Source organism: Streptomyces sp. NBC_00464 (assembly GCF_036013915.1).
Taxonomy (GTDB): Bacteria; Actinomycetota; Actinomycetes; order Streptomycetales; family Streptomycetaceae; genus Streptomyces.
In genome coordinates this window covers 8,462,900-8,474,698 of sequence record NZ_CP107899.1, presented here as the reverse complement: position 1 = coordinate 8,474,698, position 11,799 = coordinate 8,462,900, and the positions used below count along the sequence as shown (strand labels likewise).

Sequence of the window (11,799 nt, the reverse complement as noted above, 5' to 3'; positions counted from 1 at the left end):
CCGGAGGAACGACGCACGCCCCTACGGGGCGTAAAGACGATAAACCCTACGGGTTTATGCAATTCCTCCGAATTGCAAATGAATTCCTCCGGAATTCATGCACTCGCCGAAATGGGTGTGGATTTGTGGAGCCCTGCGGCCAGCCGGTGATGAGGGCTCAAGATGGCAGCAGTGAAGGGGAACCGCGTTCGATGTGATCCGCCCTCCACCGGCTGCGGGAGGGCGGCCAGCAAGGCAACTGGTGCAGAGTGATTGGCTGCGTCATCCGCACCACCGACCCTATGGGGTGATGCGATCCCGCCATGAACCCACCCATCGCACCCTGGTGCATCACATGATGCACCAGGGTAGCGACCGTACAAACAGCAGGGTGCCGCCCGCCCGTCGGGCGGGACATCAACCGCCACGGAACAGCCCAACCGGACCCGTCACCAATGGAATTCAGGAGATCACAGAACCACGCCCGGGAAGGGGCACGGAAACGCCCCGTCCTGACCTGACAGGCAGCCAGCGCTGATATCCCAGAACCTTCCTGAAATGCCCTCAAGGCCCCTGTGAGCCTTCCAGAGAGAAGGCGCCCCGTTCCCCTGCGCGCGCCGGCCCGCTGGGCCGACGCACCCACCACAAGCCAGCGCAGCGCCTCCCGCACTGCCCGAGCTAACCACCACCCCACGCCCGCCATCACAGACACCCAAGCCCAACTGGAACCACACGACCGGGGCAGGGTAGGGGTCCTTGGCGGAGCGAAAATCTTGGGTGTATGCCCAAACTTCAGCAACACGCTTCAGGTGCAGAGTGACTCCCTCGGGTCACGGGAACCCACGTCGTTCAGGAAAGCGAGGACATCAGCGAACCCGACGAAGAAGAAGCTGTCCCCCTCGCCGGTCCACCAAAACCGTTCCTCTGCGGCACCAGCGGTGTCAATCAAGAAAATCCCCTGGCTGCGATCAACGTTGACGGCCACTGGAAAGAGGGGAGTCTGGGGAGAGATACCAACATCCTCGGGATCACTGTCCAGAACCGTCTCCCGGAACTCCTCAGCAGCCTCGCCCAAACCCCCGGGCTCCCAGTCCTGGCAGCCAAGCAGAACGAGAGGGAAACCCTCCAAGCCGTCCGTAAGCGACAGGAACTGCCGGTATCCGACCTCAAACAACTGACCGGCGCGGGCCTCCAGCTCAGCCAACGCCCAGGGTTCCGCAGGCGGACGGATCACCGGGCGGCGGCCGGCGCCCATCGGGGAATCGGCGAAATACGATTTCACCAGCGTGGCCATCACCTGTCCGACGAGTTCTTTCATCTGCACAGCTCAACTCCTCATGATCGCGATATCTGACAGATACCGTACTGGCCCCTGCTGACTGACCCAGTCACCCGTTCCGTGGTGTAGGTACTCGGATCCGGTGAAACTCCGGCGTAGTAGAAGCCGGTCGGCTTGTACCCCTTGTTGTACTTCCTTGCATATGCCCCAACCAGGGAGTTGACTCGCCAATCCTGTTGGTGCCAGCAATAAGGACTCCACTTACCCGACCAAGTGGTGTCCGGTAGGTGCCCTGCCACGTTCCCGTTGTACTGATACGGAGTGCCTCGGACCTCTTTTATGTGACGCTCTTGGTGATCCTCGGCCACCTGCGCCAAGGTGATTTGCTGGCCGTTGGGCCGAGTGGGCCATCAGCCTGCCCGAACAATCGAAACGGCCCGCCGAGGAAGCCGACGGACCGTCACGAAAGGTCGAGGTTTGAAGCGTCGAGCTACGGAGCAGCCTCGTCGCTCACATGCGTAGCCCGCGCCCCGGCGACCCCCAAGGCTTCAACGATCCGGCCGGCAGCGTTCACGGAGAAGAGGCCCGCGGTCACGCTGAGGACAAATTCATGGGTCGGAGGGTGGTACACGTCCCGCTGCAGGAAGAATGCTTCTCCATTCACTAGAGAGAATGCAAAACAGAGCCATTCCGCAAGGTCATCGCGCACGGTCTCTGGACCGCCCCAGCGCTTCTCCAGCGCTTCTCCAGCGCTCCGGAATCGATATCGATCTGAGCGAGAAACCTCAAATCACCTAGATGGATGCCCCGTTCGAGAATTCTTTTCATACCTGCTGGGTCAAGATCTTTCGAATCCATGTCTACCGCACCTCTGTGATGATGATTGGAATTGAGGCCCACTCGTCGCCGTCCTTAATGAAAGAGGTGACGCCACCCTCCACGCCTGCCTCCCATGAAACGTATCCGGAGGGAGTGTTTCTCTGGGGCTTAGGTTTTACAGAGGTGGAGAATTCCAGACTTCCCGGCTTGGAGCTATCCGGTATCGGGCCGCGGTGTGCCTGAGCAGTGGGGTTGACCCATCTCGGAGTCTTCCCCCATAGTTCACTAACAACGGCTAACACAATGACGTGGATCGGTCCTGTTGACCGTGTCCGCGTCAGGAGTTGGGCGTTGTCCGGTCATGGGGACTTCGCCGTGGATCGTGTCGGATGACCTGTGGGAGCGGATCGAGCCGCTGCTGCCACGCAAGGAACGCCGGGTTCGGCACCCTGGACGGAAGCCGCTGCCGGACCGACAGGTGCTGTGCGGCATCCTCTTTGTCCTGCACACCGGCATCCAATGGGAGTACCTGCCCAAGGAGCTGGGCTTCGGCTCGGGTATGACCTGCTGGCGGCGACTGCGAGACTGGAACGAGGCTGGCGTCTGGCAGCAGCTGCACGAAGTGCTGCTGGCCGAGCTCAACGCGGCAGCCCGCCTCGACTGGTCGCGTGCGGTGGTCGACTCCAGCCACGTGCGAGCCATAAAAGGGGGGACCGGACGGGACCGAGTCCGGTCGATCGTGGCCGATCCGGATCGAAACACCACCTGATCACCGACGGCCACGGCACACCCCTCGCCGTGATCCTGACCGGCGGCAACCGCAACGACGTCACCCAGCTCATGCCGCTGATCGACGCCATCCCACCCATCAGAGGCCGGATCGGGCACCCACGACGCAAGCCGGACTCACTCTTCGCCGACCGCGGGTACGACCACGACATCTACCGCGACCAGGTCCGAAAACGCCGCATCGTGCCGGCCATCGCCCGCCGCGGCACCCTCCACGGCACAGGGCTGGGCACCTACCGCTGGGTCGTCGAACGCAGCTTCGCCTGGCTCCACGGCTTCAAACGCCCTCCGCATCCGCTGGGAGCGACGAGCAGACATCCACGAAGCCTTCCTCAAACTCGCCTGCTGCCTCATCACCCACCGACAACTCAGGACATTGCGTTGACCTCGAACAGCAAGATTGCTGGTCACCTCGTGAATGTCCGCGACGCATGTCATGATCCGCTCTCATGAGTGACCGTTCGCTTTCGCCTGCTTGGCTGGCTTCGTGGATGAGCAGGGTCTCAGAGGCACTGAAGGCAATGACCGACGATTTCGAGCGCCGGCACAGCTTTCCCCCGGGCACCAACGAGGTCCGGCCCGCCGACCACGACGACCAGGCCACGGCTCGCATGCTTGCCCAAGAGAGCCTCGCTCCGGCTGACCTGGTCACCTTCTACGACACCATCGGTGACGTCACTTGGGCGGACGTCGGCAACGGCTACTTCGTCGTCCCAGCAGGGGATGTCCTTCTGCAGCTCACGGAGTGCGGAGCTGTCGAAGTCGGCGCGGACCAGAAGGCCCGCGGGCTGGTGATGGGCTCGAACGGCGGCGGCCTATCCTATGTCGCTGGTCCTGGCGGGGCGGTCTATCGGACGCGAACGGCATCGCTGGACGGGCCCGAGCTCGACCGGGTGGCCGATGACCTGCGGCAGTTTCTGGAGCAGTTGGAGCAAGTCCTGACACGGTTCGTCGCCAACGGCGAGCCGGGAAACCTATAGGAACTGGCCCCAGCACCTCATTGTGTTAGCGGTTGTAAGGGCGTCACGTAACTGCTGTGGCGAACAGCCGCAGACTCGTCAGGTGCTCGGACTCCTCCACAGATGTCGCTCGTCCAGGGTTCCGAATCGCACGTCTCCAAGTGCAAGGTCGACGAGGATGGGCCAGCAGTCCAACAGCTGCTCTCTCGCATCACGCGAGGCGAGGTACTGCACAGAGTTGTAGGGCACGATCAGCAACCCGTTGCTCTCACGGACCCGCTTTGCGTCGATGGCGAGAGGCGGTTCGTCATCACGCTGACTGTGCGCAAGGACCCCCGCCGCAAGCTGTAGGGCCTCGTCCTGCTCCATCATCCGTCTCCAGTCCGCCGGCTAGGACTTGTCCGGCCGATCATGTGCGGAGCCAGATCGCGACGGCCGCCGCGGTGGCGGTGCCGAGGAAGACGTAACCGCGCTTGTCGTAGCGAGTGGCGACGGCTCGGAACTGCTTCATGCGATTGATCGCCCGCTCGACGGTGTTGCGCTTCTTGTAACGGTCCTCATCGAAGCCGGGCGGCCGTCCACCGCGTGTGCCTTTGCGCCGGCGGGCCGCCTGGCTGTCACTCTTTTCCGGAATCGTGTGGCGGATGCCCCGCCGTCGCAAGTACTCGCGAATGAGGCCGTTGCTGTAGGCCCTGTCGGCCGCAAGGCTGTCGGGCTTCTTGCGTGGCCGTCCCAGGCCCGGTCTAGGCACTCGGATCTTCTCCAGCACCGCGATGAACTGGGTGCAGTCTGCCCGCTGACCTGGCGTGACGATCAGGGACAGAGGGCGGCAGCGGCCGTCCGCGCTCAGGTGAAGCTTGCTGGTGAACCCGCCCCGAGAGCGGCCCAGGCCCTCACCTCCAGCACCACCTCCACCAGGCGGGCGAGAAGGCTCTGCCACGGCGTCTCGGTCTGGTGTTCCACCCCTGAGGCCCCCTTTGGTCCTGGGGCCGGCGGTGGGTCGGTGCGGGCGCCTGCCGCATGCTGATGCGCGCGGACGATGGTGGAGTCGACCGAGATGTCCCAGTCGATCTCGCCTGCAGCGTCAGCCGTGGCCTGGACCTGCTGGAGCAGACGCTCCCAGGTCCCGTCGGCCGACCACAGGCGGTGGCGTTCATAGACCGTCTTCCACGGACCGAACCGTTCGGGCAGGTCACGCCACTGAACGCCGGTCCGCACCCGGTGCAGAATCCCGTCGATCACCTGCCGGTGATCCCGCCACCTGCCACAACGCCGGTTGCTAACAGGCAGGAACGGCCGCAGCCGCTCCCACTCGGCATCACTCAGATCACCCCGCCCCATGCTCACATCAACGGCTGGAACACGCTGGCCGTCACGTGGCCGACACGACACCTTCGCGCTGGGCGTTCTTCGGCCTGGAAAGAAAGATTCGACGGGTCGGCAGGTCGATTTCCGTGACGATGACGGTGATCTCCTCTCCGGCCTTCAAGTCTTCCACCGGACTCACGGCGGGCCGACCGTCGATCTCTCTGGAGGGGACCAGCCCGACGAACCCGTCTCCGAGCTCGACGAAGACGCCGATGGGAACTGTCTTCTCCACTGTTCCGCGGATTTCCTGACCCACCGTGCGGTCGGCGAAAGCCCGCAGGGGGTCGGGCTCCAGCGCCTTCAAGGACAGTCTGGCCTCCAGGTTGTAGGTGTCGAACTGGAGGAACTCGCACGAGACCCGCTGGCCTACGTGAACGACATCGGTGGGGGCGTCGATGCGCCTCCAGGACAGTTCGGGGATGACGATGAACCCGACACCGGGGAAGAGGGGATGGGCAGGTCCGTCGTCCAGGGCCACGAAGACTCCGAACCGTTCGATCGCCGCGACGGTGCCGGACAGGATGTCGCCGCGGTGCAAGGTCTCCAAAAATGCCCAGAGTTCCGGGCTCTCAGACTGCCAATCCATACCGCCACCCTGGCACACGGTGCCGAGGGCCGACCATGTCATCGACGAGCTGCAGCTCCCGCTATGCCTCAGTAGCCGAGACCATGATCGGCCGGACAAGTCCTAGAAGAAGGCACCCTAACCGGCCTGGGCCTAGTAGAGCTTCAATACCCTGGGACGGACAAATCTGCGGCTCTCCGCCTCACCTCAGAGTCTCACCCCCACGACCAGCATCAACTCGCCACGGTGCTGGTCGAACTGGTCGAAAGACCAGCGAAGGAGTAGTCGGGGCCAAGCCCTGCGGCAAGGCCAGGCCAGAGAGCCGGCCTCGGCACCAGCCGGTGAGAAGGGCGCGCCGCGTGTCCTTCTCGTACGCGACGTGCACGGCCGCGGCCGGCTCCGGCCTCCAGATGCTCGTCCCCGACTCCGGGCAGCCGCGCAGAGCCGGGACGAGGCGCATCCACTGTCTCGGCCCGGGAGCCCGGCTCTCCGGCAGCGACGGTGAGACGGACGCTGAGCCCGAGCGAGGCCACGACTACCGGGAACTCCAGGGCGGGCCAGCTCCCTCGCCGGTCCTCGGGAAGTCGGAGGAGACGCGGCGGGGCCGGCGCCTGGCCCTGTTGCAGACCGCGCTCCTGGAGCACGCGGCCGCGTACAACCTGCGTACGGTCATGATGTTCCACCAGAACGTCGAAGAGGCCCGCGCGTTCGCGGAGAAGCTGCCCGCGACTGCTGCCGAGCTGTGCGTGCCATACGCGGCAGCGTAGAGGGCGTACCGACCTCTGTCAGAGACGCGTTCCCCTGCGTTGGGCAGGTGGTGACTTGAGCTGAATCCCCTGTCTCACCTGCTGCGGATTGGCACGATGAGCTGCGATGGACTTACAAGGGATCGCGCTGGTCGCCACCACCTCGGTAGCTGTCGTGGGGGTGCCGTGCACGCTACTGATCGGCCGCTGGCAGCTTCGTGCTGCACTCCAGACTGCCAGCGCCACACACGAGGCAGGTCTCCGCCAAGCGGAAACGGCCTACCAAGCCGCGCTGGACACGGTCCGAGCACAGTCGGACTCGGCTCACGACCAGTGGCTGCGCGGCGTGCGCCGGGAGGCATGTTCGGTCTTCCTCCTCGCCATCGGGGAGCTGGTCGGGATTCTGGACCAGGTCCTGGATGGCACGGGCGCATCGGACAATCTGCGTCCGGCCAGTCGTGATCTCCAGAGGGCGCTAGCTGTCTTGGAGCTGGAGGGCGACGCAGAACTGGTGGGGGCCGCGCAGGAGCTGGTGATCTGTTGCGATGAGATCGCTGACGCCGCGCTGGGCAGCAGTTTCGCTGCCCGTACCTGGCGTGCCCTCTATGCCAGGCAGGTGGAAGAGAGGAGCGCTGTCACACGGCGGGAGCTGCTGAACACACCGATTAATGATGCGGTCAACGCGCTGCTCGACCTCCAGGTACGTCTCGCCGGCATGCGCGACGCCTATTCAGCTGTGGAAACGCCGCGCGGTGTCCGTCCGGGCACGATCAGCGCTCTCGGCCACTACGTACCGCGAGGTGACCACCCGTTCGAATCCATCGGTGAGGCCTACGCTGCCCTGCGGCACGTGTACGAGATGGCAGTGCAGCTTTTCGAGAGGACCGACCTGCCGCGCGAAGAAGCTGCCGTGCTGTTGCGCGACGCCGTCAACGAGGGCCGGATCACCGTCCTCGAGTACATGACGGGCCAGTCCACTCGGCTGAGCGAGACCCGAAGAATGTTCCTGACCGCGGCACGGCACGCGCTGGGAAACAACGAGCTCGGGTGACTGTGCCAACGCCAGCTGGGCGCCACTGGTCCCCAGACCTGCGGGCAGTGTCAGGATGACTTGTCTCGCGCTCCTACTCACCCGCTTTTCCCCTCCACTGCGCGAACCGGTTGTCTTTAGCCTGGGCGTATGCCCGAGCCCGTGTTCAGCGCCGACGATTACGCCAACCCCGATGCTCCCGAAGACGAACTCCGCGTGAAGCCAGACCATCCTCGTGTCCGTGACCACTCCTACGACTGTGCGCGCAGCACGCAGGAGCTTGACCTCTGGAAGAGCTCTCTCATTTCCACCGTGATGGAACCCTGGGATGACTACCCCGACCTGGCGGAGATCCCCGAAGATGCCGTACCAGGCCCGGAACTCACTCTGTTCGTCAAAGAGCGAGAGCGCGGCCCCGGCTATGTCGCGGACTTTCTCTACAAGGCAGCTGATCTGCCGGTTACTGTGCACGGCATCCTCGCGAACCAAGGAACCGGCCTCGGAGTAATCGAACTCGAGCTCTGGCGGCCAGGGTGGGGTTACTGGGACGACTGGGGAGACTTCGTCGGCCCTCCGGACGAGGATGCGGCGGTAGCAGTGTCCGTGCCGATCACCAGTGACGTGTTGCGCCGCATCCCACTGGGTCAGATCGTCGCCCGGGCCCAGGCCGAGCTGGCCGACCAGTCGTGGAAGGAGGAAGGTGTCACGGTCTTGGGCAGATCGCGGGCCGCGGGATCAGACCTCGCACCACCGTCCCTGCGAGCCCTGGAGAATGCGAACGCGCTCGCACAGCCGGCGCAGCGAGGGCGGCCCCCGCTCGACGGTGGCCTCCTGCGCGCCGTGGCCCATGCCTATCTCCGTGAAGCCATCAACGGTCCTGGCCTCCATCGCCGCCTGGCTGACCTGTTCAACCGCCCGGAACCGACTATCAAGGACTGGATAAAAGCGGCCCGGGGCCGCGGCTACCTCTCCCCCGCCGTCCCAGGCCGCCGGGCCGCCGGCCCCGGCCCGCTCCTCACGCCTCCCGAGGACGGCTCACGTACACCACCGGCCTGATCTCCATAACCGCCCTGGGCTCCCTTCCGGCTGATCAGGTGCCTGGGTACGAAGAGTCGGGGTGCGCGTCCGTCCGGAACGCCCACGCGGCCCCGGGGCAGCCTGCAGGAACGGGCGGGAACCGGTGGCCTTTCACGTCGGTGCTCCAGTGGTGACCCGCCCCGCAGTCGCACTCGTAGATCCCGCTCTCCGGCACGATCTCGCCCGGGTGCCACGACGTCTGTTCCTCGCTCATGTTCCCTGTGTACGACGCCCCGCCGTAAGGCGCGACTCCGAGACCTGCCCGGCATGCTGTGGCGGACCCGCGCCGAGCCCGCCACCGAGGCCGAGGCGCAGCGGACTGGCCCCCCAGGCCACCGCCGCCAGGTCGTCGGCCTGGTCACCGGTCCGGAGCTCTGTGACGGGCCGGGAACAAGGCCCGGTAGGCCGCGTGCCGCTGGCAGAGCGAAGAACTCAGGTGCCGAGGTGGCAGGAGCGCCAACGGCGCCCAGTGCGGCTGATCAGTCCCAGGCCTTCCAGGCGACCGAGTTGGTAGGCGACCGAGCTGGTGCTGGACAGGCCGACCCGTTCTCCGATCTGGCGGATCGAGGGCCCTTCGCCGTGATCCGCGATCCAGTTTCTGATCACCCGCAGAATCTGGACCTGCCGATCGGTCGGGGCGTCGATACTCATGCCGCCCTCGCTACGTGACAGTCACCGCGGGCCTGGCGGCGTAGTTCGGTCCGGTCCGCCGGCCTGCCGGGCGGGCGGGTGTTCCAGAAGGGGTGCCACCAGATGCGGGCGGACAGGAGGAGCAGGCGGCGGCGCAGTGCGGTGTTGCCGTGCTGGCGGGGGGCTGCGAGGGCGTCGTACGTGGCGTTGAGGTCGCGCTGGGCCTGGACCAGGTCGGCGGGGAAGGTGGGGGCATCCATCCCGGCATTAGAGCGTATGTTCGATTTCCTTGTCATGTCGGGACACACGCGTCCGTACTCGTTGCCCGGCGCTGGTCAGTGGTCCCGTGCGGGGAGCCGTGCGAGGTCGGTGTCGTGCATGATGCGGTCGACGGTGTCCGTCAGGATGCTGTCGGCGTCGATGACGGTCTCGATGCTGCCGGGCAGGAGATCAAGCGGCCGGTACCACTCACGCAGCTGGTTCTCGTCGACCTCGTCCGCGATGGGTTTGGTCGCGTGCCTGGCCAGGGTCTCGGGGAAGGGGACGTCCAGGTAGTAGCAGTGGGTGTGCCCGCGGTGTTCGGTCCGCAGCTGCTGGAGCATCTGTCCGTAGTGGTCGGCGTACAGGATGCCTTCGAGGACGACGTGGTAGCCGGCGTCGAGGCTGTAGCGGGCGACGGTGTCGATGAGGCCGATGTTCGCGCCGCCGGGGCGGTCGTGTTCGCGCAGGACGATCCGGCGGAGGTTGTCCTGGCCGACCAGGGCCAGGCCGCGGCCGAAGCGCTCCCGGATGCGGGCCGCGATCGATGACTTGCCCGAGGCACTGTTCCCGCGCAGGAGAACGAGCCGAGTCTCTGTGGTGCCCACCATCATCCGCATGACCCTACCGGCGGCCGCCGGCACATCTGCTGCACCCGACGGGGGTTCCACACCGCCCGGAACGGGATTGTCAGTGCTACCTGCTATCTCCTGTCCTGTCAGGTTAGTCACCGTATGCGACAGATCATTCAGGAGATGCGCTTTTATGCCTTTTACTGCCCTGCACCCGGAAGCGGGCCGTATCGACGCGACCCAGCCCGACCTCGGGGCCGGCCTGGAGTGGTCCCGGGTCTACAAGGTCTCACCCCGTGTCGCCCTCACCTGCCCTGAGTGCGCGTGGGGCGTACACGCCAAGCACTCTCCGAACCGTGTGCGGTTCTTCTGCCACGACGGCGGGCGGCCGCCGGAGTGCTCCCTGGCGAACGAGTCCTGGGAACACCACATGCTCAAGCTGGAGATGGCCGGAGCCATTCGCGCGGCCGGATGGTTCGCCGAACTCGAGGTCGCCGCCGCCGACGGCTCCTGGAGGGCCGACGTGATGGCGACCTCGCCCGACAGCGAGCAGCGCATGGCGTGGGAGGCGCAGCTTTCCCCGATCACGGTGGAGGACATCACGGCGCGGACCGACCGGTACGCGCCCGAAGGCGTCAGCGTGTGCTGGGTGTCCCCTCACAAGCGCCCGCCGGTGTGGCTGGGGGCTGTGCCGTCCGTGCGTGTACGGGCGCCAGAGGGCGTTGATGAGTCCTGGGTCGTGGACGACGGTCTCGGCAGCTTCGTCTCCAGCGGGTGGTTCTTCCAGGAGGCGGAGCTGGCCCAGTTCGTGAGGTGGGTCCTTCGCGGTCAGCTGCGTCCCTGGCGGAGCCTGCCGCCTCACCGCGAGGTGACACGGATCGTCGGTGAGGAGACTCGCTGGTTTGTCCGCGATCTGTGGTGGGCCTCCCGCCAGTCGGTAGAGGCGCAGAGCGCGTACGAACGGGAGCGGAAGCAGCGGGCGGAGGACACGCGCCGGCGTGAGGCCCGGAGGCAGGAGCTGGAGACCGCGTCCAGGGAGCGCCGTAGGGCGTGGCTGGCTTCCCCCGCTGGTCAGAAGGCCCAGCGAAGGCGCCATGAGGCCAAGGTGGAGAGGGACGCGCAGAAGCTGGAGCAGAAGGTATCCGCCAGTCGGCTTCGGGCGCGGCACGAAGAGGAAGAATCCCGGCATCGGGCGGCACTTCGAGAACGCCGGGTCCTGGAGGAGTTCATGCATGAGCAGGAGCTCGATGCCCAGCGACAGGCCGCTCTGCAGGAACTGGAGCTGCGGGCCCACACCACTGGAGAGGAGTGGTGGGCGCTGCTGTCTCGCCCGCAGGTCGAGGAACTGTTCAGGACCGTTGTCGACGCGGCATGGAAGCGCGAGCGGGTTCAGGTTCGGATTCCCGAGGGCGGCGGCATCGCGGCGAACTTCGCCTACGGGGTTCCGGTGCATGCCTTCAACCGGCTGTACGGAATCGTGCGCCCCTGCCCGGACTTGCTTCCTCTCTCCCCCCAGCTGATCTATCAGCAGGTCTTCGCCCGTGACGCGGGCGAGGCCCGGGCTTTGGAGGCGGGCGGCCTGCGTGCCGGACGCATCACCCACTTCGGCCTTGCCGGCCACGAACCGTCCCTGTCTTCCCGGACTCAGTAAGGACGCGGGCCGGTCCTGCACCGTGGGCCGGTTGTCAGTGGCACCTGGTATTCCCTGTCCCGTCAGATACGTCGCGA

Annotated in this window: 11 protein-coding genes and 2 pseudogenes; 6 read left to right on the top strand and 7 right to left on the bottom strand. The window is 65.7% G+C overall.

All coding sequences use genetic code 11. From position 1 onward, the window contains the following. Positions 1-784: 784 nt before the first annotated feature. On the bottom strand, positions 785-1,303 hold the full coding sequence (locus tag OG912_RS37835) for an SMI1/KNR4 family protein (protein WP_327713303.1): 519 nt from the start codon (positions 1,301-1,303) through the stop codon (positions 785-787). Between the two features lie 1,118 nt (positions 1,304-2,421). Here OG912_RS37835 and OG912_RS37830 point away from each other — a divergent pair. Then, a pseudogene (locus OG912_RS37830) lies at positions 2,422-3,251 on the top strand (IS5 family transposase). A gap of 136 nt (positions 3,252-3,387) precedes the next feature. After that, complete coding sequence (locus OG912_RS37825) at positions 3,388-3,846, top strand: SMI1/KNR4 family protein (RefSeq protein WP_327713302.1); 459 nt, start codon at positions 3,388-3,390, stop codon at positions 3,844-3,846. 78 nt (positions 3,847-3,924) lie between these two features. Here the strand turns inward: OG912_RS37825 and OG912_RS37820 are convergent, their stop codons facing one another. The 3 genes from OG912_RS37820 to OG912_RS37810 all read right to left on the bottom strand — a co-directional run bounded on the left by OG912_RS37820 (position 3,925) and on the right by OG912_RS37810 (position 5,779). Then, entirely contained in the window at positions 3,925-4,197 is a 273-nt protein-coding gene (locus tag OG912_RS37820; RefSeq protein WP_327713301.1) for a hypothetical protein, read from the bottom strand. A 37-nt stretch (positions 4,198-4,234) separates the two neighbouring features. After that, a protein-coding gene (locus OG912_RS37815) for an IS5 family transposase (protein WP_443061067.1) occupies positions 4,235-5,166 on the bottom strand; the annotation gives its coding sequence in 2 pieces (ribosomal slippage) (positions 4,235-4,794 and positions 4,794-5,166; 933 coding nt in all). Positions 5,167-5,197: 31 nt separating this feature from the next. Continuing rightward, positions 5,198-5,779: a S1 RNA-binding domain-containing protein gene (locus OG912_RS37810; protein ID WP_327713649.1), complete on the bottom strand. Its 582-nt coding sequence runs from the start codon at positions 5,777-5,779 to the stop codon at positions 5,198-5,200. A gap of 542 nt (positions 5,780-6,321) precedes the next feature. Here OG912_RS37810 and OG912_RS37805 point away from each other — a divergent pair. The 3 genes and pseudogenes from OG912_RS37805 to OG912_RS37795 all read left to right on the top strand — a co-directional run. Then, positions 6,322-6,507, top strand: a pseudogene (locus OG912_RS37805) (hypothetical protein); the annotation flags it as partial. A gap of 124 nt (positions 6,508-6,631) precedes the next feature. Continuing rightward, positions 6,632-7,555 carry a hypothetical protein gene (locus tag OG912_RS37800; RefSeq protein WP_327713299.1) on the top strand — a complete coding sequence of 308 codons (924 nt, stop codon included), beginning with the start codon at positions 6,632-6,634 and terminating at the stop codon, positions 7,553-7,555. 129 nt (positions 7,556-7,684) lie between these two features. Continuing rightward, the gene (locus OG912_RS37795; protein WP_327713298.1) at positions 7,685-8,590 is read left to right on the top strand and encodes a hypothetical protein; all 906 of its coding nucleotides are present in this window, start codon (positions 7,685-7,687) and stop codon (positions 8,588-8,590) included. Positions 8,591-9,043: 453 nt separating this feature from the next. Here the strand turns inward: OG912_RS37795 and OG912_RS37790 are convergent, their stop codons facing one another. From OG912_RS37790 to OG912_RS37780, 3 genes are all read right to left on the bottom strand, one after another. Then, positions 9,044-9,262, bottom strand: coding sequence for a winged helix DNA-binding protein (locus tag OG912_RS37790; RefSeq protein ID WP_327713297.1), 219 nt, complete (start codon positions 9,260-9,262; stop codon positions 9,044-9,046). After that, positions 9,259-9,501, bottom strand: coding sequence for a hypothetical protein (locus OG912_RS37785; RefSeq protein WP_327713296.1), 243 nt, complete (start codon positions 9,499-9,501; stop codon positions 9,259-9,261). Before OG912_RS37785 ends, OG912_RS37790 begins: the two co-directional genes overlap by 4 nt. 75 nt (positions 9,502-9,576) lie before the next feature. Continuing rightward, the gene (locus OG912_RS37780; RefSeq protein WP_327713648.1) at positions 9,577-10,110 is read right to left on the bottom strand and encodes an AAA family ATPase; all 534 of its coding nucleotides are present in this window, start codon (positions 10,108-10,110) and stop codon (positions 9,577-9,579) included. Between the two features lie 154 nt (positions 10,111-10,264). On the opposite strand from OG912_RS37780, the gene OG912_RS37775 reads away from it, so the two are divergent. Then, positions 10,265-11,722: a competence protein CoiA family protein gene (locus OG912_RS37775; protein ID WP_327713295.1), complete on the top strand. Its 1,458-nt coding sequence runs from the start codon at positions 10,265-10,267 to the stop codon at positions 11,720-11,722. Positions 11,723-11,799: the final 77 nt, after the last annotated feature.

Coding starts and splice junctions, on each gene's coding strand:
- OG912_RS37825 (WP_327713302.1), top strand. CDS start 3,388: ATGACCGACGATTTCGAGCGCCGGCACAGCTTTCCCCCGGGCACCAAC.
- OG912_RS37820 (WP_327713301.1), bottom strand. CDS start 4,197: ATGATGGAGCAGGACGAGGCCCTACAGCTTGCGGCGGGGGTCCTTGCG.
- OG912_RS37810 (WP_327713649.1), bottom strand. CDS start 5,779: ATGGATTGGCAGTCTGAGAGCCCGGAACTCTGGGCATTTTTGGAGACC.
- OG912_RS37800 (WP_327713299.1), top strand. CDS start 6,632: ATGGACTTACAAGGGATCGCGCTGGTCGCCACCACCTCGGTAGCTGTC.
- OG912_RS37795 (WP_327713298.1), top strand. CDS start 7,685: ATGCCCGAGCCCGTGTTCAGCGCCGACGATTACGCCAACCCCGATGCT.
- OG912_RS37790 (WP_327713297.1), bottom strand. CDS start 9,262: ATGAGTATCGACGCCCCGACCGATCGGCAGGTCCAGATTCTGCGGGTG.
- OG912_RS37785 (WP_327713296.1), bottom strand. CDS start 9,501: ATGGATGCCCCCACCTTCCCCGCCGACCTGGTCCAGGCCCAGCGCGAC.
- OG912_RS37780 (WP_327713648.1), bottom strand. CDS start 10,110: ATGGTGGGCACCACAGAGACTCGGCTCGTTCTCCTGCGCGGGAACAGT.
- OG912_RS37775 (WP_327713295.1), top strand. CDS start 10,265: ATGCCTTTTACTGCCCTGCACCCGGAAGCGGGCCGTATCGACGCGACC.